Annotated in this window: 22 protein-coding genes; 11 read left to right on the top strand and 11 right to left on the bottom strand. The window is 60.6% G+C overall.

Annotated elements, in window-relative coordinates; all coding sequences use genetic code 11:
- Positions 1–264 precede the first annotated feature (264 nt).
- The 7 genes from CWI66_RS11390 to CWI66_RS11365 all read left to right on the top strand — a co-directional run bounded on the left by CWI66_RS11390 (position 265) and on the right by CWI66_RS11365 (position 8,327).
- Complete coding sequence (locus tag CWI66_RS11390; RefSeq protein ID WP_081191941.1) at positions 265–672, top strand: CBS domain-containing protein; 408 nt, start codon at positions 265–267, stop codon at positions 670–672.
- 229 nt (positions 673–901) lie between these two features.
- On the top strand, positions 902–1,261 hold the full coding sequence (locus CWI66_RS11385) for a hypothetical protein (protein ID WP_039179455.1): 360 nt from the start codon (positions 902–904) through the stop codon (positions 1,259–1,261).
- Positions 1,262–1,285: 24 nt separating this feature from the next.
- Positions 1,286–2,116, top strand: a complete 831-nt coding sequence (locus CWI66_RS11380; protein WP_100731710.1) for an AraC family transcriptional regulator — start codon at positions 1,286–1,288, stop codon at positions 2,114–2,116.
- Between the two features lie 280 nt (positions 2,117–2,396).
- Complete coding sequence (putA, locus tag CWI66_RS11375; RefSeq protein WP_100731709.1) at positions 2,397–5,588, top strand: bifunctional proline dehydrogenase/L-glutamate gamma-semialdehyde dehydrogenase PutA; 3,192 nt, start codon at positions 2,397–2,399, stop codon at positions 5,586–5,588.
- A gap of 140 nt (positions 5,589–5,728) precedes the next feature.
- Positions 5,729–5,905, top strand: a complete 177-nt coding sequence (locus CWI66_RS18030) for a hypothetical protein (protein WP_156808474.1) — start codon at positions 5,729–5,731, stop codon at positions 5,903–5,905.
- A gap of 37 nt (positions 5,906–5,942) precedes the next feature.
- Complete coding sequence (gene putP, locus CWI66_RS11370) at positions 5,943–7,433, top strand: sodium/proline symporter PutP (protein ID WP_100731708.1); 1,491 nt, start codon at positions 5,943–5,945, stop codon at positions 7,431–7,433.
- 267 nt (positions 7,434–7,700) lie between these two features.
- Entirely contained in the window at positions 7,701–8,327 is a 627-nt protein-coding gene (locus CWI66_RS11365) for an OmpW/AlkL family protein (protein WP_100731707.1), read from the top strand.
- Positions 8,328–8,426: 99 nt separating this feature from the next.
- Here CWI66_RS11365 and CWI66_RS11360 read toward each other — a convergent pair whose 3' ends face one another.
- The gene (locus CWI66_RS11360) at positions 8,427–8,759 is read right to left on the bottom strand and encodes a YqcC family protein (RefSeq protein ID WP_100731706.1); all 333 of its coding nucleotides are present in this window, start codon (positions 8,757–8,759) and stop codon (positions 8,427–8,429) included.
- 284 nt (positions 8,760–9,043) lie between these two features.
- On the opposite strand from CWI66_RS11360, the gene CWI66_RS11355 reads away from it, so the two are divergent.
- From CWI66_RS11355 to CWI66_RS11340, 4 genes are all read left to right on the top strand, one after another.
- Complete coding sequence (locus CWI66_RS11355; protein ID WP_100731705.1) at positions 9,044–10,093, top strand: DUF3549 family protein; 1,050 nt, start codon at positions 9,044–9,046, stop codon at positions 10,091–10,093.
- Positions 10,094–10,157: 64 nt separating this feature from the next.
- A complete protein-coding gene (locus CWI66_RS11350) occupies positions 10,158–10,598 on the top strand; it encodes an ATP-dependent zinc protease family protein (protein ID WP_016914260.1) in 441 nt (146 codons plus the stop codon).
- Positions 10,599–10,640: 42 nt separating this feature from the next.
- The gene (gene rimK, locus CWI66_RS11345; protein WP_016914261.1) at positions 10,641–11,549 is read left to right on the top strand and encodes a 30S ribosomal protein S6--L-glutamate ligase; all 909 of its coding nucleotides are present in this window, start codon (positions 10,641–10,643) and stop codon (positions 11,547–11,549) included.
- An 88-nt stretch (positions 11,550–11,637) separates the two neighbouring features.
- Complete coding sequence (locus CWI66_RS11340; protein WP_039179432.1) at positions 11,638–12,084, top strand: hypothetical protein; 447 nt, start codon at positions 11,638–11,640, stop codon at positions 12,082–12,084.
- Between the two features lie 19 nt (positions 12,085–12,103).
- Here CWI66_RS11340 and CWI66_RS11335 read toward each other — a convergent pair whose 3' ends face one another.
- The 10 genes from CWI66_RS11335 to CWI66_RS11290 form a co-directional block, all read right to left on the bottom strand.
- Entirely contained in the window at positions 12,104–12,904 is an 801-nt protein-coding gene (locus CWI66_RS11335; protein WP_096922725.1) for a SanA/YdcF family protein, read from the bottom strand.
- An 18-nt stretch (positions 12,905–12,922) separates the two neighbouring features.
- Positions 12,923–13,492, bottom strand: a complete 570-nt coding sequence (sufT, locus tag CWI66_RS11330; protein WP_016914264.1) for a putative Fe-S cluster assembly protein SufT — start codon at positions 13,490–13,492, stop codon at positions 12,923–12,925.
- Between the two features lie 8 nt (positions 13,493–13,500).
- The gene (locus CWI66_RS11325; protein WP_081191931.1) at positions 13,501–14,766 is read right to left on the bottom strand and encodes an aminotransferase class V-fold PLP-dependent enzyme; all 1,266 of its coding nucleotides are present in this window, start codon (positions 14,764–14,766) and stop codon (positions 13,501–13,503) included.
- A 14-nt stretch (positions 14,767–14,780) separates the two neighbouring features.
- On the bottom strand, positions 14,781–16,121 hold the full coding sequence (gene sufD, locus CWI66_RS11320; protein WP_016914266.1) for a Fe-S cluster assembly protein SufD: 1,341 nt from the start codon (positions 16,119–16,121) through the stop codon (positions 14,781–14,783).
- Positions 16,118–16,867, bottom strand: a complete 750-nt coding sequence (sufC, locus tag CWI66_RS11315; RefSeq protein ID WP_016914267.1) for a Fe-S cluster assembly ATPase SufC — start codon at positions 16,865–16,867, stop codon at positions 16,118–16,120. Before sufC ends, sufD begins: the two co-directional genes overlap by 4 nt.
- A gap of 39 nt (positions 16,868–16,906) precedes the next feature.
- Entirely contained in the window at positions 16,907–18,349 is a 1,443-nt protein-coding gene (gene sufB / locus CWI66_RS11310; protein WP_016914268.1) for a Fe-S cluster assembly protein SufB, read from the bottom strand.
- 69 nt (positions 18,350–18,418) lie between these two features.
- Positions 18,419–18,883, bottom strand: coding sequence for an SUF system Fe-S cluster assembly regulator (locus CWI66_RS11305; protein ID WP_016914269.1), 465 nt, complete (start codon positions 18,881–18,883; stop codon positions 18,419–18,421).
- Between the two features lie 233 nt (positions 18,884–19,116).
- Complete coding sequence (locus tag CWI66_RS11300; protein WP_100731704.1) at positions 19,117–19,458, bottom strand: zinc ribbon domain-containing protein YjdM; 342 nt, start codon at positions 19,456–19,458, stop codon at positions 19,117–19,119.
- Positions 19,459–19,552: 94 nt separating this feature from the next.
- The gene (locus CWI66_RS11295) at positions 19,553–20,029 is read right to left on the bottom strand and encodes a YbhB/YbcL family Raf kinase inhibitor-like protein (RefSeq protein ID WP_026001743.1); all 477 of its coding nucleotides are present in this window, start codon (positions 20,027–20,029) and stop codon (positions 19,553–19,555) included.
- 53 nt (positions 20,030–20,082) lie between these two features.
- The gene (locus CWI66_RS11290) at positions 20,083–20,679 is read right to left on the bottom strand and encodes a hypothetical protein (protein WP_229800786.1); all 597 of its coding nucleotides are present in this window, start codon (positions 20,677–20,679) and stop codon (positions 20,083–20,085) included.
- Positions 20,680–21,037 lie beyond the last annotated feature (358 nt).

Raw genomic sequence — 21,037 nt, 5'->3', positions numbered from 1 at the left:
GGTCGTGTCGACGTGAGTAGTATAGCACTGTGCAAATCATCAGCAAGGGCATCCTGCGGATGCCGCGCTATCCATCCGCTCACTAAAAGTAAGCGGTTTTTCGCGCTGATTGATAAAAGCTCCTGACTACGTCGCTGACGATTCGACCATGGTCAACCGTTGAATGTCTGAAGTATGAGGGCAAGGCAGGGCAAGTTAAATCTCCTACAGTAAAAGAGTTGGCCGTGCCTGGCGGCCACTGCGTCACGCTCGAGGAGACTGCCCATGAACAACAAGATTCCGGATACCGTACGCGACATCATGTCCCGCGATTGCTACCGCGTCTCGGGGGAGACGTCCATCACCAACCTGGCGCAAGGCCTGGCGCTGCATCGCCTGCCCGGCGCACCGGTCGTCGATGCAGCCGACCGGCTGATCGGCTTCATTTCCGAACAGGACGTGCTTGGCCGCGTACTGGACAGCATATACCATGACGACGAAGCCCCACTGGTCAAAGAGCTGATGCGCCAGGATGTGCTGACCGCGTCGCCCAACCAGAGCATCACCGACCTGGCTCAGGAGATGCTGGGCAAGAAGCCCAAGATCTATCCGGTGGTCGAACAACAGCGGTTGGTTGGCATCGTCACCCGCCGCGACATCCTGATCGCCCTGTTGACCATTCGCCGTCATTGAGCCGATATTTTCTTGATCGCAAAAAAAACCGCTGCTTGAAAAAGCAGCGGAAGCAAGGGATCGAAAACAATAGCCAGAACAACACTATTAGCGACTGCCATCGCGATGTTGCCTGTACACTCAGACACTTCCCAGAGGAAAAGTTCGCACAAAGGTCAAAATTTTCGTCTTCCCCGGGGTACGCGTATACTGGGCACTCCCCTACTCACCGCGACACAGGGAGCGTGACATGGCACTCTATCTACTGGTCTTTGGCGTTTGCGTCGTGGTGATTGGCGGCGTGCTGCTGGCGCTGATGACCGCCAGCACACCGCGCTATCGCACCGAGCCTCAGGATCTGATCGCTCTGTTCGACAAGGCCCTGGCCAGTCAGGTGAGCGAAACCGAGTGGAACACCATCATTGGCTACCCCATTCGGCATGACGAATACCTGGATAACATACGCCGTCGCGCATCCCACTTGATGGATAGCCACGGCAGGCGCTGGCAGATAGCCCAGGGCAAACCGCTGCTCAACGCCACCGGTCAGGAGGAGCTGCAGGCCCTGCGCGACCACCTGGCGGCCCATACCGCGCTGCGCCAGCGCTAGCCTTGCGTCGTCGAGGAGATCTTCATGCCCAGCACCATTCGCCAAATCCCGCTGGAGAGCGCTACCCGCCACCACGCCCATGACTTTCACCAGATCGTCATTACCCTGTGCGGCTCTTCCGAGTTCGAGATCGAGGGACTGGGCGGACGCGTCAATGCATTTTCCGGCTGTATCGTGCCCGCCAACCACGAGCATTACTACTCCGGCAGCGGCCATAACCGCCAGCTAATTCTGGACCTGCCGGAAGACGCCCCCGCACTGACGGGAGAGCATCGTGAGCTGGTGGCGCTATTCGATGCGCCGCGTTTTTTTGCACTGGACAGCGCATTACGCCACTACCTGACCTTCGTCGAAAGCGAGCTGGCCCGAGGATTCGACAATTCGGCCACCTCCTTTCAACAGGACCGTCTGGCCGCGACGCTGCTGGGGTCGTTGAAAGCCCGCCTGGGGGCCGAGCCATCCGCTGCCCAACGGCGCATCAACCTGCACCAGATCGACCGTTTCATTCGCCGCCATCTGGCCGACGAGCTGCGCGTTGCCGACCTGGCCAGGCTGGCCTGCCTGAGCGAGGCCCACTTCTCGGAACGCTTCCGTGCCCAGACAGGCTTGTCGCCCTGGCAATACGTGCGTCGACAGCGCCTGCACGCCGCTCGGCAGCTGATTCTGCAAAGCCGTCTGCCTTTGACCGATATTGCCATTCAGACCGGCTTTGCCAACCAGAGCGCGCTCTCTCATGCCTTTCGGAGCAGTTACGGCGCGTCGCCTCGCCAGTTGCGCCAGGGCACTGCCAGCGCCACCCTCCCCACGACCAATGGAACGCCGAGCACTGCCTCTGCTGCTGCTCCCTCACGCTAGGCTCGGTTCGGCTGGCACAGGCCGGCATTCCCCTATGACGGCCCGGCAGCGTTGAGAGCGGTGCTGGCAAGTCGTCAACCGCTCTACTAAAGTCGTAACCAGGCGCTTCTTGCCGAGAATTTGACACGTTTTGCCATGAAAACGACATACAACTGACGGGCGCGCGCTCTACATTCGACAACATACTGGGCACCTGCCCTGCTATCACTGTTTTTAAACGCTGGTGAATCCAGCCATTCGCTTCAGCAGCCTGTTTCAGACCTGTCTTACGGGGGCCTCAATGCTTAATGCCAAGAAAATGCGTGACCCAGCCATCTGGCAAACCGACCTTGATACGCTGATGGCGCGTATTAGCGACCACTACATCGTGGATGAGGATGCCTACGTCAGCGAGCTGATCAAGGTACTGAACGCCGACTCGGACGACTTCTCCCGCATCGAAGCCAACACGGCCGCGCTGGTGCGAGAAGTACGCAACATGGATACCGCCGTCGATACCATCGACGAGCTGCTTCAGCAGTACAGCCTGGACACCCATGAAGGCCTGATGCTGATGTGCCTAGCCGAAGCCATGCTGCGCATCCCGGACACCGCCACCGCCGACGCCTTGATCGAAGACAAGCTGGGCCCGGCCGACTGGCAGTCCCACGTGGGCAAGAGCGAGTCCTGGATGGTCAACGCCTCGACCTGGGGCCTGCTGATGACCGGCAAGGTACTGAAGCTGGACCACCCCAAAGAGGGCCAGCCTGCTCACTTCATCAATCGCATGGTCAACCGTATGGGTGAGCCGGTGATTCGCCGGGCGATGATGGAAGCCATGAAAATCATGGGCAAGCAGTTCGTGCTGGGCCGCGATATCAACGAAGCGCTCAAGCGCTCGAAGCCGCTGTTCAACAAGGGCTACACCTACTCCTATGACATGCTGGGGGAAGCCGCCCGCACCCGCGCCGATGCCAAGCGCTACTTCGACGACTACGCCCGTGCCATCGAGCAGGTGGGCAAAGCCTGCAAGACCCTGGGCGACAAGACCCCTGCACCTTCGGTGTCCATCAAGCTGTCGGCCCTGCATCCGCGCTATGAGTTTGGCCGTCGCGAGCAGGTGCTGGCCGAGCTGGTGGACACCGTGATCAAGCTGGTCACCAAGGCGCGCGAGCTGGACGTGGCCGTTACCATCGACGCCGAAGAAGTAGACCGCCTGGAGCTCTCGCTGGAGGTCTTCCGCGCCATTTACCAAAGCAGTGCTGCCAAGGGATGGGGCCACTTCGGCCTGGTGGTGCAAGCCTATTCGAAGCGTGCGCTGCCCGTGCTGCACTACCTGAACCGACTGGCCGACCAGCAAGGCGACGAAATTCCGCTGCGCCTGGTGAAGGGCGCCTACTGGGACAGCGAGATCAAGGAGTCGCAGCAGCTGGGGGTCGATGGCTACCCGGTCTACACGCGCAAAGCATGTACCGATGTGGCCTACCTGGCTTGCGCCCAGTTCCTGCTCTCCGACGACACCCGCGGGCGCATCTTCCCGCAGTTCGCCACCCACAACGCGCATACCGTGACCACGATTCTGGAGCTGGCCAACCAGGACAGCCGCCCGTTCGAGTTCCAGCGCCTGCACGGCATGGGCGAAGCACTGTATGACGCCGCCCTGGCCCGTGCCCCCAAAGGCACCTACTGCCGCATTTACGCCCCGGTGGGCGCCCACAAGGACTTGCTGCCCTACCTGGTGCGTCGCCTGCTGGAAAACGGCGCCAACTCCTCGTTCGTGCACCAGATCGTCGATCCCGAAGTGCCGGTGGAGTCGCTCTGCAAGCACCCCATCGAAACCCTGCGCCAGCAGAAGAGCTTCTACAACAAGCGAATTCCGCTGCCCAAGGACATCTACGGTGCGAAACGCCGCAACTCTCGTGGCGTCAACCTCAATATCCGCAGCCAGTACTATCCGCTGATGGAGAAAATGGCCACGTTCATGGACAAGCAGTACCCCACCCGGCCACTGCTGGCGTTCGACGTGGCCGAAGATGCGGGCAATACCCATCGCGTGACATCGCCCTTTGATCGTCGCCAGACCGTGGGCAGCGTGCAGTGGACCAGCAAGGAGCAGGCGGCCAAGGCACTGGACGCTGCCTGGGAAGCGTTCCCGCGCTGGGATGCCACGCCGGTTGCCGAGCGCGCGGCCATCATTCGCCGCCTGGGCGACCTGATGGAAGAGCACATGGCCGAGCTGATGACGCTCTGCTCCCGAGAGGGTGGCAAGCTGCTCACCGACGGCGTGGACGAGATCAAGGAAGCCGTGGATTTCTGCCGCTATTACGCCATGCGCGCCGAAGAGTCGCTCGGCGAGCCCATCGAGCTGCCTGGCCCCACCGGTGAATCGAACCGGCTATCCATGGGCGGCAAGGGCGTGTTTGCCGCCATCAGCCCCTGGAACTTCCCGGTAGCCATTTTCTGCGGTCAGATCGTCGCAGCCGCCGTGGCAGGCAACACCGTGCTGGCCAAGCCCGCCGAGCAGACCTCCATCGTCGCGCATCGCGTCATCGAGCTGCTTTACGAAGCGGGCATGCCCCGCGATGTAGTGCAGCTGCTGCCGGGCGACGGCCCCACCGTGGGTAGCGTGCTGACCTCCGACCCGCGCATCACCGGCGTGGTGTTCACCGGCGGCACCGATACGGCTCAGATCATCAACCGCGCCCTGGCCGCCCGCGAAAACGCGCCGCTGCCAACCCTGATCGCGGAAACCGGCGGCATGAACGCCATGATCGTGGATTCCACCGCCCTGCCCGAGCAGGTGGTCATGGACACGATCCAGTCAGCGTTCCAGAGCGCCGGGCAGCGCTGTTCTGCCCTGCGTGTGCTTTACCTGCAGGATGACGTGGCCGACCGCGTCATCGAGATCCTCAAGGGCGCCATGAGCGAACTGCGGATCGGTGATCCGCGCGATTTGGGCACCGACGTGGGCCCGGTCATCGATGAAGACGCGCGCAAAGGGCTGCTGGCACATATCGACAAGCTCAAGGGCGAAAACCGGCTGGTCGCCGAAACCCCGATGACCGCCGAGCACACACAGCACGGCACTTTCGTGGCCCCGGTCGCCTTTACCATCGACAGCATCGATGCGCTGACCCGCGAGCAGTTTGGCCCCGTGCTGCACATCGTGCGCTACAAGGCCCGCGAGATCGACAAGGTGATCAACGACATCAACGGCCGGGGGTATGGCCTGACGTTTGGCGTGCATAGCCGTAACGAATCCTTTGCCGCTGAAATAGCGCAGAAAATTCGAGTAGGCAATGTGTACATCAACCGTAATATCATCGGCGCAGTGGTCGGCGTGCAGCCATTCGGCGGTCAGGGCCTTTCGGGCACCGGCCCCAAAGCGGGTGGCCCGCACTACCTGCAGCGCTTCGTGACTGAGAAGACGATCACCAACAACACCGCCGCCCTGGGTGGCAACGCGTCGCTATTGGCGCTAGGGGATGAGTAGAACGCTCATCGACATAAACTAACCTGAACTCCTGAAAAGGATCCGTCTCATGGTTGACAATAATAGCGTGACTGCCTGCGCTGCCACGGCCCCCCCAGGCCGTGCACCAGGCACAGGGAACTCGACATCGATACACCGCCATGACCTTTCCGGCGCCCTGCTTGACGGTTCGAGCCGTGGCCAGCCACTGGCCACGCCGAACCGGCAGGGGAATTAACAACAAGATCAACGTGCCTTGGCCACGCACCGCCAAGGCGCTGACGCTGTCGGAGCCAGGGATGTACGAAAGAGCGGCCAGCATGCGCGGGCTTTCGTAGGTGACCTGACTCCGTTCTGACGAACTGGAGAAGTGTTATGGCTACTGGTGTTTGGATTAGCTTGTTTGGATATTTTGCGCTCATGATCGCCATTGGCATTTATGCCATGCGCAAAGCGACTTCTTCCTCGGAAGATTACATGCTGGGGGGGCGTACCCTCAGCCCACAGGTCGCGGCACTCTCGGCAGGGGCCTCCGACATGAGCGGCTGGCTGCTGCTGGGCTTGCCCGGGGCCATGTTCGTGTCTGGGCTGGGCTCTGCCTGGATCGGCATTGGCCTGCTGGTGGGCGCACTGCTCAACTGGATACTGGTCGCGCCTCGCCTGCGCGAGCAGACCATTCATTACGGCAACGCGATTACCATCCCGGCGTTTCTGGCCAACCGATTCCCGACCCGTGCGCTGGCACTGCGCACCGTGTCGGCCATCGTGATCGTGATCTTCTTTGCCGTGTATACCGCCTCGGGCCTGGTGGCCGGTGGCAAGCTGTTCGAAACGGCCTTTACCGGGGTGTACAACTTTGGCGACATGAGCAACTACGCCATGGGCGTCATCATTACCCTCGGCGTGGTCCTGATCTATACCGTGGTAGGTGGCTTCCTGGCCGTGAGCATGACCGACTTCGTGCAGGGCTGCATCATGATGTTGGCCTTGATCATCATGCCTGCGGTGGTGCTGTTCGGTGACGGCGGCGGTGGTTTCTCACAGGCCTCGGAGACACTCAATAGCGTCGATCCCACGCTGCTCTCCTGGACCACGGGGCTGACGTTCGTGGGCTGGCTGTCGGCGGTGACCTGGGGCCTGGGCTATTTTGGTCAGCCGCATATCATCGTTCGCTTCATGGCCATTCGCTCACAAGAAGACGTGCCTGTGGCGCGTAACATCGGCATGGGCTGGATGCTGGTCTCGCTGATCGGTGCCGTGTCGCTGGGCCTGGCGGGCCGCGCCTTTGCGGTACGTAACGGCCTGGACATCCAGGATCCTGAAACCATCTTCATCGTGCTGGCCAACCTGCTCTTCCACCCGTTGATCACCGGCTTCCTGTACGCGGCGCTGCTGGCAGCGATCATGAGCACCATCTCAAGCCAGCTGCTGGTCTCCTCCTCTTCGCTGACGGAGGACTTCTACCGCCTGTTCCTGCACAAGAATGCCACCGAGCAGCAGTGCGTGGCGGTGGGCCGTGTGTGCGTCGTGCTGGTGGGTATCGTGGCCGCCATCATTGCTTCCAATGAAGACTCGCAGGTGCTGGGGCTGGTCAGTAACGCCTGGGCAGGCTTTGGCGCCGCCTTTGGTCCGCTGATCATCCTCGCGCTGATGTGGCCGCGCACCAACGGTGCCGGCGCGCTGGCGGGCATGATCGTCGGTGCCGCCACCGTGATGATCTGGATTTCGCTGGGCTGGAGCGGCTCCTTCCTGGGTGGCCCGGGTGTCTACGAAATCATTCCCGGATTCATCGCCTCCTTCATCGCCATCCTGGTCGTCAGCAACATGACCGCCGATGCCGGTGAGTACCAGCACATCGAACGCTGATCCTGACCATTACGCCTGGCGACGATTTTTAGCCACGGCTCTTGGCCAGCATGCCAACCTCATCGCCTGCTTCGGCAGGCGGTGAGCATCGGCAAGCAGTCATCCGAGACCTCCTCGTCAAGGCCCCGCCTTGCAGGAGGTCTCTTGCATTGTTGGCCGCTTGCGCACCGCTCTTTGCCTCAGGTCAATAACCCACCGCTTCTGGCTGGTTATAGTGGCGCCATGGATCGCGAACCACTTACCTTAATCATGGTCAGGAGCAACATTATGCGCCCGTTCAAACCCTCTACTCTCATCGCTGCCAGTCTGGCCGCTGCAACGCTGGCCGCTAGCAGCCAGGCCTTTGCCTACGGCGCAGGTGATTTCTTTACCCGCGTGGGCGTGGCACAAGTGTCACCCAAAAGCGACAACGGCGCGCTGGCCGATGGCGCCCTGTCGGTGGACGTTCAGGACAAGACCGACTTCGCCTTTACGCTGGGCTATCGCTTTCATGACAAGATGGGCGTCGAACTGCTGGCCGCACTGCCCTTCAAGCACGACATTGCCCTGAACGGCGAGAACCTTGCCTCGACCAAGCACCTGCCACCCACCCTGACGCTGCAGTATTACCCGCTGGGCGGCACCCAGGCACGGGTTCAGCCCTACATTGGCGCCGGTATCAACTACACGCGCTTCTCGGACGAACAGCTGGCGATTGGTGAGTTGGACCTGGACGACTCCTGGGGACTGGCAGGCCAACTGGGTATCGACCTGCTGATCGACGGTAACTGGGCGCTCAATGCCGCCGCCTGGTATCTGGACATCGATACGGACGCCACGGTGAATGGCGCCGCAGCGGGCACCGTCGAAATCGACCCCATTGTGGTCATGGCGGGTCTCAGCTACCGCTTCTAGAAGATGCGGGGCTACCCATCCAACCAAACAGGCCCGGGGCATTTGCTCCGGGCCTGTTTGGTTGAGAAGCACGGCAGCGCCGCGCTGGCGGCTACCTGTTCAGTTGTCCGTCACCAGCTGGTCGACTCTTTCCATGGCGCGAATGACCAGCACCTGGTCGCTGGCGCGCACTTTCTCCTGCATCAGATAAGCGGCCATGGCGGGCGCTACCTCACACCTGGCGGGCAGGGTCGCCTGGGCCTCGACCAGTGCGGTCAATCGGGCCACGAACACATAGCGCACCCACTGGGGCAGCGACATGGTATCCACACAAAAGGGCTCCTGACTGGCAAACGCGCTCGCCTCTGGAAGAGGGGTGCGCCATAGGTTGGCGGCTTTCATCGCGGCTTCAAGCTCAAGAAGCGCGGTTTGAAGCTGTTGATGGACGCTCATAAACAGTCTACTCATAAGGAATGGTCGGCGTGATTATCCCAACTCTGTGGGTAACTTGCCACCGAGAGGCATGGCCAACGCGTTTATGCACAGATTCACAGAAAACCTGCAAGAGACTGTGGATAAACTATGGAAAGGTGTCGCAACGGCTACTCCCACGGGGCTTGGGGAATGTTGCTCACTTTTTGACCACCGCGACGATAAGGTATGGTTTTATCAACGGTTACGGCTGACAGTGACCGAGCATCAAGGTAGAGTGCACGCTTGAAATGCGGAAGGATGTCATGCAACCAATTACTACCCTCGATGAGTTCTTTACCCGCAACGGTGCCGACGTGACGCTCTACCATATGGGGCGTCGTGTGGTGCCCTGCTCGCGGGATACCCTGCGCGGCTTCGAGCAGGCCGAGCACGCCTGGCCCGAGCCCTGGCTGGGTCAGGCGCGTCTGGGCATCGTGTTTCGGCTGGGTGCGATGCCTGAACCGGCTATTTGGTTCCTCGCCCTGCCGCTGGACGAGCAGGGCATGCTCTCGCCTGCACAGCGGGATGGCTTCATCAATCGCCTGCTGGAAACCCTGGGGCGTAATGCCCTGGCGTCAGAGCAGCAGGCATTGACACCTGACGCCAGTGCTAACGTGGATGACCTGATGAAGGACAACCCACTGGCTTTCACGCCCGACGTTACCTTTCAGGCCATGCTCAATGCCCGTGCAACGCAGCAGCTGGGATTACCTGCCAGTCAGCATCTGGAGCCGGTAGAAGCGTATTTGAGCGGCCAGCAGTCGATCGATTGGCAAGCGCTGGGCGTGCAGGGTCTGGCCGATTTCACGGTTCGCATGGATGACGATGCCGCCGAAGCGCTGGCCAAGCGGTTTTCCGAGTTGCCTGTCAACGTTATCCATGCGCTATGCTACTGCCTTGAACATCGGCCTTTACAAACGTGCTTGCTGGTGGCCCTGCAGGCCCGCGGCGAACAGGCCGCCAGTGAAGGAGACGTGGAAACCTTGTGCGCCTGCGTGCGAGCGGTGGGCAGCTCACCAGAACCCACGGCAGGCGATTGGTACACGAGTTTACTTCAGGATAGCGCTGCCTGCGGCCCTGATCTGATGGCCGCCATGGCCGGGCGCGGTTGGCAACTGCTGGAAGACGAGAGACGCCTGCCGCTGTTCCTGAACAGGCTGGCCGCAGACGAGCGTGCCGATTTTGCGGCCGTCGTGCGTGATATTGCCCTCGTTCCCAGGCTGCGCTTACCGGTCATGCTGACCCTGCGTGACGCACCTGTCGACTCACCCATGCAGGCACGTCTGGCAGGCCTGATGCCACGCCGCGCATAAATTCGTAACAGGTGACGGTCATCATCATGCTGTTCTTCTGCTCTTATTATCTCAGGAGTCACCCGTGAAGGAATTACCCTATCAGGCCAAGGCCGTGATTGGCCGCCGTGAAATGGTCACGCTGACCGACCTGGGGCTTCATCTGTGCTGCAAGGCCGATACCGGCGCGCGCACCTCTGCCCTGCATGCCGAAGAGATCGAAACGGAAGAAGATGCCCATGGGCAGCTGTGGGTCAGTTTCGTCACCCACAGTGGCGGCCCCGAGACGCCGGGGCATCGTTATCGTCTACATTTACATGATAGAAGACGGGTGACCAGCTCGAATGGGCACAGCGAATGGCGCTACGTCATTCGCACACAGATGGAACTGGGCCAGCTCAGCTTTCCCGTCGAACTTACCTTGACCGACCGCAGCAATATGCGCCACCCCATGCTATTGGGCAGGCGCGCCATGCGTCGTTTGTTAGTCGCACCCGGCGCTGCCTTTTTGCACGGCGAGCCTTGAATACACTTAATACGCCTTTTCTGTTTTGGCCCGGAGCCCTGCATGCATATTGCCCTACTTTCGCGTAACCGCAATTTATACTCGACCCGCCGCCTGGTGGAAGCCGCTGAGCAGCGCGGCCATACGGCCCGGGTGGTGGACACCCTGCGCTGCTACATGAGCATCGCCTCCCACCACCCCTCGATTCATTACAAGGGGGCTGAGATCGAGCCCTTCGATGCGGTCATCCCCCGCATCGGCGCCTCGGTGACTTTCTACGGCTGCGCCGTGCTGCGCCAGTTCGAAATGATGGGCACCTACGTGATCAACGACTCGGTCGCCATCACCCGCTCCCGCGACAAGCTGCGCTCGCTGCAGCTACTTTCCCGCAAGGGGCTGGGGCTGCCCATCACCGGCTTCGCCCACTCGCCAGACGACATTCCCGACCTGATCACCATGGTCAAGGGGGCGCCGCTGGTCATCAAGCTGCTGGAAGGCACTCAGGGCATTGGCGTGGTACTGGCCGAGACCAACCAGGCTGCCGAGTCGGTGGTGCAGGCGTTCATGGGCATGAAGGCCAACATCATGGTGCAGGAGTACATCAAGGAAGCCAAAGGCGCCGACATTCGCTGCTTCGTGATTGGCGACAAAGTCGTGGCGTCCATGAAGCGCCAAGCGGCCGAAGGCGAATTTCGCTCCAACCTCCACCGTGGCGGCACGGCCAGCGTAATCCGCATTACCCCTGAAGAGCGCTCCACCGCCATCCGGGCAGCCAAGGCCATGGGCCTGCGCGTTGCCGGTGTCGATCTGCTGCGCTCCAACCATGGGCCGGTGATCATGGAGGTCAACTCTTCTCCTGGGCTGCAGGGAATCGAGAGCGCCACGGGCAAGGACATCGCGGGCATGATCATCGAACATATCGAAAAAAACGCAACACCTGCCCGAAAAGCGCCCCCCAAGCCTAAAGGCTAACGTCCAAAGGTAAAAATAATCCGCATTAGGGGTGGCAAATCAACGCTGCCACCCCCACAATCTGCGTCACCGAAGGAGGTAGACGCTCATGTTTCTCGACAATCGCCAAGTGGCGATGGACAGCGTGCTGGAAGCGCTGGCCGATAGCATTGATTATTTCCAGGACAATATCGAACGCCTGCGCCCCTCGCTGCGCGACGCGCTGAAGCCTCACTACACGGCTCGACTGAAACAGATGCGCAAGCTGCAGGAGTTGGCCCGTGCCCATCTGAAAATGCTTCCCAGGGATGCCGACGTGGAGCGCGATGACTTTCTGTGGCTGTGGAGCCGCCTGAAAAGCTTCGTGGGCAACGATAGTCAGGTTCTGATCAATGAACTGTTGGAACAAGAGCGTGTCTTGATGCAAGCCCTCTCGACCCTGTTTACCCACCCGCTGCCCGACCCCATCGAACCCGTTGTGGAAGAGTGCATGCAGGGCTGCCGTAAATTGATCCGCGAGCTGTATAGCCTGCAAAAGCGCAAAGCTCGCCGCTAAGCGCTCCTTTCGCGCACCTTCAAGGAGCCGCCGACGGCTCTAGCTGCCGCGCTGGCTCTCCGAGCAGAGGGAGTTCCGGATAGAGCAGGCGCACGCCTTCCAGGTCGATCAGCACATCAGTGGTCACGGGTGGCGGCTCCAGAGGCAATCGATCACGGCTCAGCACGATAGGCTCGGCTGGCCCCAGAAAGTGAGGCTCCCTGCCCCACAGGTACAGATCCCCTAGCGTCGCCATACGCGCCAGCCACTCACGCACCTTGAGCCGCCACTCGCCCGCCGAGGGCTGCTCTTCGGCCACACAACCCGTCACGTCCATGCCCAGCGAACGGCCGATAAAAATCGCTCGTGGCAAGTGCCAGCTCTGGGTCACCAACAGCGCCTGCTCCAACTGAAACACATGCCGCGCTCGCACCATGGTGTCGTAGGTACTGAAGCCCGCGAAATCCATGGTCAACCTGTCGGCCGGCACGCCTCGTCGATAAAGGTCGCGCCACATGGCTCGGGGCTCGTTGTAGGCCTGGGTGCGGTTATCCCCGGAGAGCAGCAGATGCTGCACGCGCTCATCGGCTATCAGGCGCGCCGAGGTGCGCATACGCGCATGAAAATGAGGGTTACGCAGCCCGCTACGTGTCCAGTGAGAGGTGCCAAAAACGATAGCGACATCCGTTGGACGGCACTCTTGCAGCTGCGTATGGATATAGCGTGAGGTGCTCAGCAGTACCCAGGCGTTGCCTGCCGCCAATAGCAAAGCCGCCAGCAGCACCATGGCTACCAGCGACAGCAGACAACGTTTTACCCAACGAAATAACAGGCTGTGCATCCAGCTCCCCAGCAGGGGTTAGAACATGCCGAGCTCAAGCTTGGCTTCATCGCTCATCATGTCACGACTCCAGGCGGGGCTGAAGACGATCTCGGTATGCACCTTGCTGATCTGCGGCGCCCCCAGAATCTTGTTGCGCGCATCAGCGGCAATCACGTCGCCCATACCGCAGCCAGGCGCGGTCAGCGTCATGCGGATGGTGACGATGCGCTCACCGCTGATCAAGCGTTCGATACGGCATCCGTATACCAGCCCCAGATCGACGATATTGACCGGAATTTCCGGATCGAAACAGGTACGCAGCTGATCCCAGACGAACTGCTCGATCTCGTCATCGCTGGCTGACTCGGGCAGCGTGGGCCGCGGCAATGGTTCCAGCCCCAGCGCATCGAGATTGCGACCCTCGATGAGATACAGCCGCCCCTCGAACCCTACGCTGACCGTGCTGCCTTTCGCCTGCATGACACTGACAACGCTATCTTCTGCCAGCGTATCCGTCTTGCCGAACGGAATGGCAATGGCTTCTACATCACGCTGTAGCGGCAGTTTCTGGCCTCGTTCGAGGCTGGCCACTTGCTCGATATCCATAGATGTCCTTAGCGTACCATTTGGATCACACGGTTCAGCGCCGCAACGAACGCATCGACCTCTTGCAGGGTATTATACGCTGCAAACGAGGCGCGACAGGTAGCCTCGACGCCAAAATGGTGGAGCAGCGGCTGCGCACAGTGATGCCCCGTACGAATCGCCACACCCAGCTGGTCGATCAATAGCCCGATATCCTGGGAGTGGGCACCGTCCACCACGAACGACAGCACCCCCGCCTTGTGCGGCGCCGTGCCTAGAATGCGCAGTCCGTCGATATGGCTGACGGCCTGAGTGGCATGGGTCAACAGCACGGCTTCCCAGTCGCCAATGGCCTCGACCCCTACGTCCTCCATCCACTGCAGCGCACGCCCCAACGCAATCACTTCCGCAATGGCAGGCGTACCGGCCTCGAACTTGTGGGGAATGTCCGCGAAGGTCGTGCCCACGTCGAACGAGACGGTCTTGATCATCTCACCGCCACCCTGCCAGGGCGGCATGGCCTCCAGCAACGCCGCCTTGCCATACAGCACGCCCACGCCCGTGGGGCCATACACCTTGTGGCCAGAGAAAGCGTAGAAGTCGGCGTCGATGTCCTGAACATCCACTTTTTGATGCGGCGTCGCCTGGGCACCGTCGACCAGAATCAGTGCGCCCTGCTGATGGGCCAACGCGGCCATTTCCTTGACTGGGTTGATGGTCCCCAGCGCATTGGACACATGATTCACCGCCACCAGCCGGGTCCGCTCGTTGAGCAGGGCTCGATAGGCGTCCATGTCCAGCGCACCATGAGCGTCTACCGGGATCACCTTGATGGTGAAACCACGCTCTGCGGCCAACAATTGCCAGGGCACGATGTTGGAGTGGTGCTCCAGCATAGAGATGAGCACTTCGTCGCCCGCCTGCAGCTGGCTTCTGCCCCAGCTCTGGGCGACCAGATTGATCGCCTCTGTGGTGCCCCGGGTGAAGATGATCTGGCGAGCATCTTCGGCATTGAGAAAGTCCCTGGCGCGATGACGTGTCGCTTCGAACGCGGCCGTGGCCTCATCCGCCAGGGTGTGCAGCCCACGGTGGATGTTGGCGTTGTAGCGAGCGTAGTAGTCGCCAAACACGTCGATGACCGCCTGGGGAGTCTGGCTGGTAGCAGCATTGTCCAGATAGACCAGCGGCTTGCCGTGCACTTCCCGCTGGAGCACGGGGAATTCGCGGCGCAGGGCCTCGATATCGTAGGCGGCTGTGCTGGCCGTGGTCGCTTTCTCAATCACGCTCTGGGGCATGGGGGACTCCTTGATTAATCGTTCAGCGCAGCCGCTGCTTCCACCAGCCCTGCCAGGTTGAAGCGCTCGGGCAGCTTGCCTGCCACCGCCAGCTCGACTCGCTCGGCAATGGCATCCAGCGTGACCTGTTCCAGCACTTCACCGGCAAAGGCCAGCGTCAGCAGGCCGCGCGCCGTGGCTTCGTCGATACCCCGTGTACGCAGCGCATAGACGGCTTCTTCATCCAGCTGGCCCGTGGTGGTGCCGTGGGAGCACTTGACGTCATCGGCGTAGATTTCCAACTCCGGCTTGGCGTTGATTTGCGCGCGGTCGGAGAGCAGCAGGTTCTGGTTGCTCTGGAAGCCTTCGATTTTCTGGCTGTCGCGCTTGACGTATACCCGGCCGTTGAAGACGCCCTGCGCGCGGTCATCCAGAATGCCCTTGTAGTTCTCGTTGGAGAACGTCAGCGGCGCGTTGTGGTTGACCTTGGTGTGGTTATCCACGTGCTGGCGACCCTGACCGAAGAACAGCCCGTACAGGTTGCTTTCGGCGCCCTGGCCGTCCAGCTCGCAAATCAGGTCGTTGCGCACCAGCGCACCGCCCAGATTCAGGTTGTAGGAGGTGTAGCGGCTGTCGCGACTCTGCTCCACGTGGATACTGGCAATGTGCAGATCGCCCAGCGGAGCTTCCTGAAGCTTGTAGTGGTTGAGGATCGCACCACGGTCCAGCATCAGCTCACCGACCACGTTGGTGAAGTTGGCAGCATCGGCTTCCCCCACGTAGTGCTCGATCAGCGTGGCCTCACTGCGCCCAGCCGCTTCGACCAGCACCCGCGGGTGGCTCATGACCGGCGCTCCGGCCCGTGAGAGAAACTGCAGCAGAATCGGCTTTTCCACTACCGTGCCGGGCGCAATACGCACCACGGCACCTTCTTCCACGAACGCGGTGTTGAGCGCCGAGAAGGGCGAGAATTCCACGCCGGTCAAACGACCCAACGGGCCACCCACCGCTTCATGGTTGTCGCTGAGCGCTTTGGAGAGCGGCATGACCTGCACGCTGGAAGGCAGGCCTTCCAGGTCAGACAGCGCCGCCGAAAATACGCCATCGACGAAGGTCAGGCGATAGGCTTCCAGTGGCAGCGTCAGCGCAGCCGCCTGCGCCTGGGAGAACTCGGCGTTATCGGCCAGGGCGAAATTTCCCTGAGCAATGGCGCGTACGTCGGTGTATTTCCACTCTTCATCGCGACGGGTAGGAAAGCCCATCGCCTCGAAGCGTGCAGCCCCCGCCTGACGGCGTGCGGCCATCCAGCTGGGCTCTGCGCCACGCTGTTGGCTGCGCGCCGCCAGCGTATCCAGAAAGGTTTGTGTCTCGCTCATGCCACGGACTCCTCGATGCCTTCGTAACCATTGGCCTCCAGCTCTTTGGCCAACGCCGCATCACCGGTCTTGACGATACGACCATCCATCAGGACGTGGACCTTGTCGGGCACGATGTAGTCCAGCAGGCGCTGGTAGTGCGTGACCAGCAGAATGGCACGCTCTTCGGCGCGCAGGCTGTTGACCCCATCGGCCACCACCTTCATGGCGTCGATGTCCAGGCCGGAGTCGATTTCGTCCAGCATGGCCAGCTTGGGCTGCAGCACCAGCATCTGAAGGATTTCGTTACGCTTCTTTTCACCGCCGGAGAAACCTTCGTTGACCGCGCGCTGCAGGAAGCTGGCATCCATTTTCATGAAGTTCAGCTTCTCTTTGACCAGCTTCATGAACTCTGGGGCGGGCATCTCGCCTTCACCACGGGCAGCGCGCTGCGCGTTCAGCGCCGACTTCAGCAGGTAAATGTTCTTCACCCCCGGAATCTCAACGGGGTACTGGAAACCCAACAGCAGGCCTGCCTGGGCGCGCTCTTCGATTTCCATTTCCAGCACGTCCTGGCCTTCGAAGGTAATGGTGCCTTGGGTGACTTCGTAGCCATCCTTGCCCGCAATGACCGCTGACAAGGTGGATTTACCCGCGCCGTTGGGGCCCATGATGGCGTGCACTTCACCGGCATTGATGGTGAGCGTCAGGCCTTTCAGAATCTCTTTGCCGTCGACGGTGACGTGTAAATCATTCACTTGCAACATAGTAATCGCCTTTTAAAAAATAGGGGGATGCCTGCGCGGTTAGCCCACCGCACCTTCAAGAGTGACGTTCAACAGTGCTTCCGCTTCTACCGCAAACTCCATCGGCAGCTCCTGGAAGACATCCTTGCAGAAGCCGTTCACGATCATGCTCACCGCATCTTCTTCCGAGATGCCGCGGCTCTGGCAGTAGAACAGCTGGTCTTCACCGATTTTCGACGTGGTGGCTTCGTGCTCGATGGTCGCCGTGCTGTTGCCGATTTCCTGGTACGGGAAAGTGTGGGCACCGCACTTGTCGCCAATCAGCAGCGAATCGCACTGGGTAAAGTTACGTGCGCCTTTGGCGCGCGGGCCGATCTTGACCATACCGCGATAGGACTGATCACTCTTGCCCGCCGAGATGCCCTTGGCCACGATGTAGGAGCGTGTGCCCTCACCGATATGGATCATCTTGGTGCCGGTATCCGCCTGCTGGCGCCCGTTGGTCACGGCCACCGAGTAGAACTCACCGATGCTGTCCTTGCCGCGCAGCACGCAAGAGGGGTATTTCCAGGTAATCGCCGAGCCGGTTTCCACCTGCGTCCAACTGATACGCGAGCGCTCACCACGGCAGTCGCCGCGCTTGGTCACGAAGTTGTAGATACCCCCCTTGCCCTCTTCATCACCGGGGTACCAGTTCTGAACGGTAGAGTACTTGATGTAGGCATCATCCAGCGCCACCAGCTCGACCACCGCCGCGTGCAGCTGGTTTTCGTCGCGCATGGGCGCCGTGCAGCCTTCCAGATAGGAGACCTGGGCACGGCTTTCACAAATGACCAAAGTGCGCTCGAACTGCCCGGTATTGGCCGCGTTGATACGGAAGTAGGTGGACAGCTCCATCGGGCAAGTGACGCCTTCAGGCACGAAGACGAACGAGCCGTCGGTGAACACCGCAGAGTTCAGCGCAGCGAAGTAGTTGTCGGCGACCGGTACGACGGTGCCCAGATACTGCTTGATCAGCTCCGGGTAGTCGCGGATGGCTTCCGAGATGGAGCAGAAAATGACCCCGGCTTCCGCCAGCTCTTTCTTGAACGTGGTAGCTACCGACACCGAATCGAATACCGCATCGACCGCCACGCCTGCCAGGGCAGCACGCTCGTGCAGCGGGATACCCAGCTTCTCATAGGTTTCCAGCAGCTTGGGGTCTACCTCATCGAGGCTTTGAGGGCGGTCTTCCGGGCGCTTTGGCGCGCTGAAGTAGGAGATCGCCTGATAATCGATGGGCGGATAGTTGAGGTGTGCCCAGGAGGGCTCTTCCATTTTCAGCCACTGACGATAGGCATCCAGACGCCACTCCAGCATCCATTCCGGCTCGCCCTTCTTTTTGGAAATGAAGGCGATGGTGTTTTCATCCAGGCCAGGTGGCAGTGTGTCGCTTTCGATATCGGTGACAAAGCCATCTTTGTACTCGCGACGAACCAACTGTTCCATTTCTTCGCTTGCCATGGTGATACCCTCCGGGCAGTTGGGTGGCGAGTTGAGCTCGCCGTCAATATGAGTGAATGTGGTTGCGACTTACGCGGAAGCCGCCGATAGCGTAATGCTTTGAATGGGTAGCTGAACGGGCAGCTTGATGGGAGCAGTGTCGGCGAGGTGCGCCAGGGTGACGCTCTCCAGCAGCGTACGAATGGCCAGGGATACGCGCTGCCAGTTGTCGGCCACACCGCAGGTAGCCACCAGGTCGCACTCGCCTTCCGCCTGGCTGCACTCGGTCATGGCCACGGGGCCTTCGATGGCGCTGATGATATCGGCGGCGGTAATCCGCGAGGCGGGGCGTGCCAGCCGATACCCGCCCTGAGCACCGCGCTGGGACTCCAGCAACCCGGCTTTAACCAGCATTTTAAGCGTCTTGCTCACAGTCGGGTGCGGCAGCTGAACGGCTTCGGCCAGATCGGCGGCGGCATGGGAAGTGTTCGGATGGCGCGCAATTTGCGCCATCACCACCGCCGCATAGTCGGTCAGCCGAGAAAGCTTGAGCATGGTGACTCCCGTGTGTGATGACCCGTGTGATTTAAAGGCTTACCCGTCAATTGGGGACCATTTTAGTCCTGTATAAAAATGATGTGAAGCCCTTCTGCAAAATCCTTCGCAAAAGTCACCACTTCCTGACACGTTCGCCGCTGATAACATCAAAAAAGCCAATCATTCTCATTCAGAAAAGCTATGACAGCCTGTCAAGAAAACGCCCGCGAACTGATCGCAGGCGTTGGGGGTCAGGCTTTCTTGACGAACATGGACTTCAATTTCATCGGGCCAATACCATCTATCTTGCAGTCGATGTCGTGATCACCGGACACCAAGCGGATGTTCTTGACCCGAGTGCCCACCTTGACCACCAGCGAGCTGCCCTTCACCTTGAGATCCTTGATCACGGTCACCGTGTCGCCATCGGCTAGCGGGTTACCGTTGGCATCCCGGATACCGGAGCTGGCTGATTCGGTTTCCTCTTCACCATTTTTCGACCACTCATGGCCACACTCCGGGCACACGAATTGCAGGCCGTCGTCATAAGTGAATTCAGAGGCGCAGGCGGGACAGTTGGGAAAGTCACTCATGAAAAGGCTCCATCGCTATCAGGATATCTACAGGGCGTAGAAAGCGGTGGAGCCTACACGGCTTGAGCACAATGCTCCAGCCTGAAGAGAGAGGTCAGTCGCGCTGGTAGGTACCGACCAGCCGATTCATGCCCAGCAGGTGCGGCTCGACGGCACGCAGCAGCTCGGGCAGCGTCAGCCCTTCGGGAAGCGTGGTTGCCTGGTCCAGCGCCAGTACCCAGAAATAGTAGAGGTGGCTACCATGGCCTTCCGGGGGCATTGGGCCGCCATAGCCGGGCTTGCCGAAATCGGACATGCCCACGGTTCCTTGGGTGGTATTCTCTTCCAGCGACGTCATATCGCCCGGCAAGTTATACAGCACCCAATGTACGAAACCGTAGCTGCCCTCTTTCACCAACGGGGCATCGGGATCGTGACAGATCACCGCATAGCCCTGGGTTCCTTCAGGTGCACCCTGCCAGGCCAGGTCGGGTGAGATGTCCTCGCCTTCACCGGTGTGTTTGGCGGGAATGGCCTGATGCTGGCCAAAGGCGGTGCTGCTGACCTGCATGGAAGATAGTGCAAATCCCATTGTCATCTCCAAGTCGTCGTTCGTAGGTTCAACTCATCAATGTAGCCAGGCCCTTAACCTAAATCCAACGCCGCCGCATGACGCTGCTGCCACTCTTCGACGAGGCGCCGATTGTCGGCATTCATGCGCTCGTCCAGCACCCCCGGCAGCTGCACGGACTCGCCGCGGGTCTTGAAAGTGATCAGCGGATCTTGCGTGGCCAGGTGCAGGGCATATAGCACCAGCATCAGCTCGTAGGCATCCTGAGTATTGAGCCTGGCCAGCAGAAGTGGCACTGCGGGCGCCCCGATCTCACCCAGCCGCTCAGCGGCGATGTACCAGGGGCGAGGGTTATCCGGACCACCATATTGCGAAACGAAACTGCGGTCTGCCAAGCGGCTGACATAGTAAGCCGCTTCTTCTTCAGGGCTGGCCAGCAGCGGCGGCACCCAATCCGTGACCGGCGAGGTGGACGCACGCGTGGCCGAGGGTGTCACGGGCGATACCGCAGGCTCCATCGTCGAAGGAGACTCCCCTGCGCTACTGGAGGGCGAGGACTGGCCTGCACACCCCACCAACAGCAGCACGGCTGCCCATGCTGCCGCTTTCCCCACGCGCTTCCCCGCCACCTTCCCTACTCTCTTCCCCACGCTCCTGGCCTGCAGATACATGACTCGCTTCCCTTGTTGAGCTTTCAACAGATTGTCCCTTTATCTTGATACTCGTCCCATGCCTGGACCCGGAGTGAAGTAAATCCTGGCATGAGCTCTTGCCCGAGGAGAATCCATAGCTCAGATAGTTTACCCATACGCCACGGCCGCTCACGGCATGCGAGAAGCCTGGATTCATAAAATAAACGTAGCACTTTAAATCACACGGTAGAAGCGCTGCATCATCAATCGCCGATCACGGCGATGAAGCAATGCCAAAAGGCGGGGTGCCCTGCGTTCCCAGCGCTCGGTGGGATCCAGGGTACAGACGGGCGCTGACTTTAACGGCGGTCCAGCTGGCAATTCACCTTGCCGCCGC

Source organism: Halomonas sp. 141, from assembly GCF_002810305.1.
GTDB lineage: Bacteria > Pseudomonadota > Gammaproteobacteria > Pseudomonadales > Halomonadaceae > Vreelandella > Vreelandella stevensii.
The sequence above is the reverse complement of the archived record's forward strand: the minus strand, read 5'-3'. Positions and strand labels throughout refer to the sequence as shown.

Bases quoted from the DNA above. Each gene is read 5' to 3' on its own strand.
- CWI66_RS11390 (WP_081191941.1), top strand. From the start codon at position 265: ATGAACAACAAGATTCCGGATACCGTACGCGACATCATGTCCCGCGAT.
- CWI66_RS11385 (WP_039179455.1), top strand. From the start codon at position 902: ATGGCACTCTATCTACTGGTCTTTGGCGTTTGCGTCGTGGTGATTGGC.
- CWI66_RS11380 (WP_100731710.1), top strand. From the start codon at position 1,286: ATGCCCAGCACCATTCGCCAAATCCCGCTGGAGAGCGCTACCCGCCAC.
- putA (WP_100731709.1), top strand. From the start codon at position 2,397: ATGCTTAATGCCAAGAAAATGCGTGACCCAGCCATCTGGCAAACCGAC.
- CWI66_RS18030 (WP_156808474.1), top strand. From the start codon at position 5,729: ATGACCTTTCCGGCGCCCTGCTTGACGGTTCGAGCCGTGGCCAGCCAC.
- putP (WP_100731708.1), top strand. From the start codon at position 5,943: ATGGCTACTGGTGTTTGGATTAGCTTGTTTGGATATTTTGCGCTCATG.
- CWI66_RS11365 (WP_100731707.1), top strand. From the start codon at position 7,701: ATGCGCCCGTTCAAACCCTCTACTCTCATCGCTGCCAGTCTGGCCGCT.
- CWI66_RS11360 (WP_100731706.1), bottom strand. From the start codon at position 8,759: ATGAGCGTCCATCAACAGCTTCAAACCGCGCTTCTTGAGCTTGAAGCC.
- CWI66_RS11355 (WP_100731705.1), top strand. From the start codon at position 9,044: ATGCAACCAATTACTACCCTCGATGAGTTCTTTACCCGCAACGGTGCC.
- rimK (WP_016914261.1), top strand. From the start codon at position 10,641: ATGCATATTGCCCTACTTTCGCGTAACCGCAATTTATACTCGACCCGC.
- CWI66_RS11340 (WP_039179432.1), top strand. From the start codon at position 11,638: ATGTTTCTCGACAATCGCCAAGTGGCGATGGACAGCGTGCTGGAAGCG.
- CWI66_RS11335 (WP_096922725.1), bottom strand. From the start codon at position 12,904: ATGCACAGCCTGTTATTTCGTTGGGTAAAACGTTGTCTGCTGTCGCTG.
- sufT (WP_016914264.1), bottom strand. From the start codon at position 13,492: ATGGATATCGAGCAAGTGGCCAGCCTCGAACGAGGCCAGAAACTGCCG.
- CWI66_RS11325 (WP_081191931.1), bottom strand. From the start codon at position 14,766: ATGCCCCAGAGCGTGATTGAGAAAGCGACCACGGCCAGCACAGCCGCC.
- sufD (WP_016914266.1), bottom strand. From the start codon at position 16,121: ATGAGCGAGACACAAACCTTTCTGGATACGCTGGCGGCGCGCAGCCAA.
- sufC (WP_016914267.1), bottom strand. From the start codon at position 16,867: ATGTTGCAAGTGAATGATTTACACGTCACCGTCGACGGCAAAGAGATT.
- sufB (WP_016914268.1), bottom strand. From the start codon at position 18,349: ATGGCAAGCGAAGAAATGGAACAGTTGGTTCGTCGCGAGTACAAAGAT.
- CWI66_RS11305 (WP_016914269.1), bottom strand. From the start codon at position 18,883: ATGCTCAAGCTTTCTCGGCTGACCGACTATGCGGCGGTGGTGATGGCG.
- CWI66_RS11300 (WP_100731704.1), bottom strand. From the start codon at position 19,458: ATGAGTGACTTTCCCAACTGTCCCGCCTGCGCCTCTGAATTCACTTAT.
- CWI66_RS11295 (WP_026001743.1), bottom strand. From the start codon at position 20,029: ATGGGATTTGCACTATCTTCCATGCAGGTCAGCAGCACCGCCTTTGGC.
- CWI66_RS11290 (WP_229800786.1), bottom strand. From the start codon at position 20,679: ATGTATCTGCAGGCCAGGAGCGTGGGGAAGAGAGTAGGGAAGGTGGCG.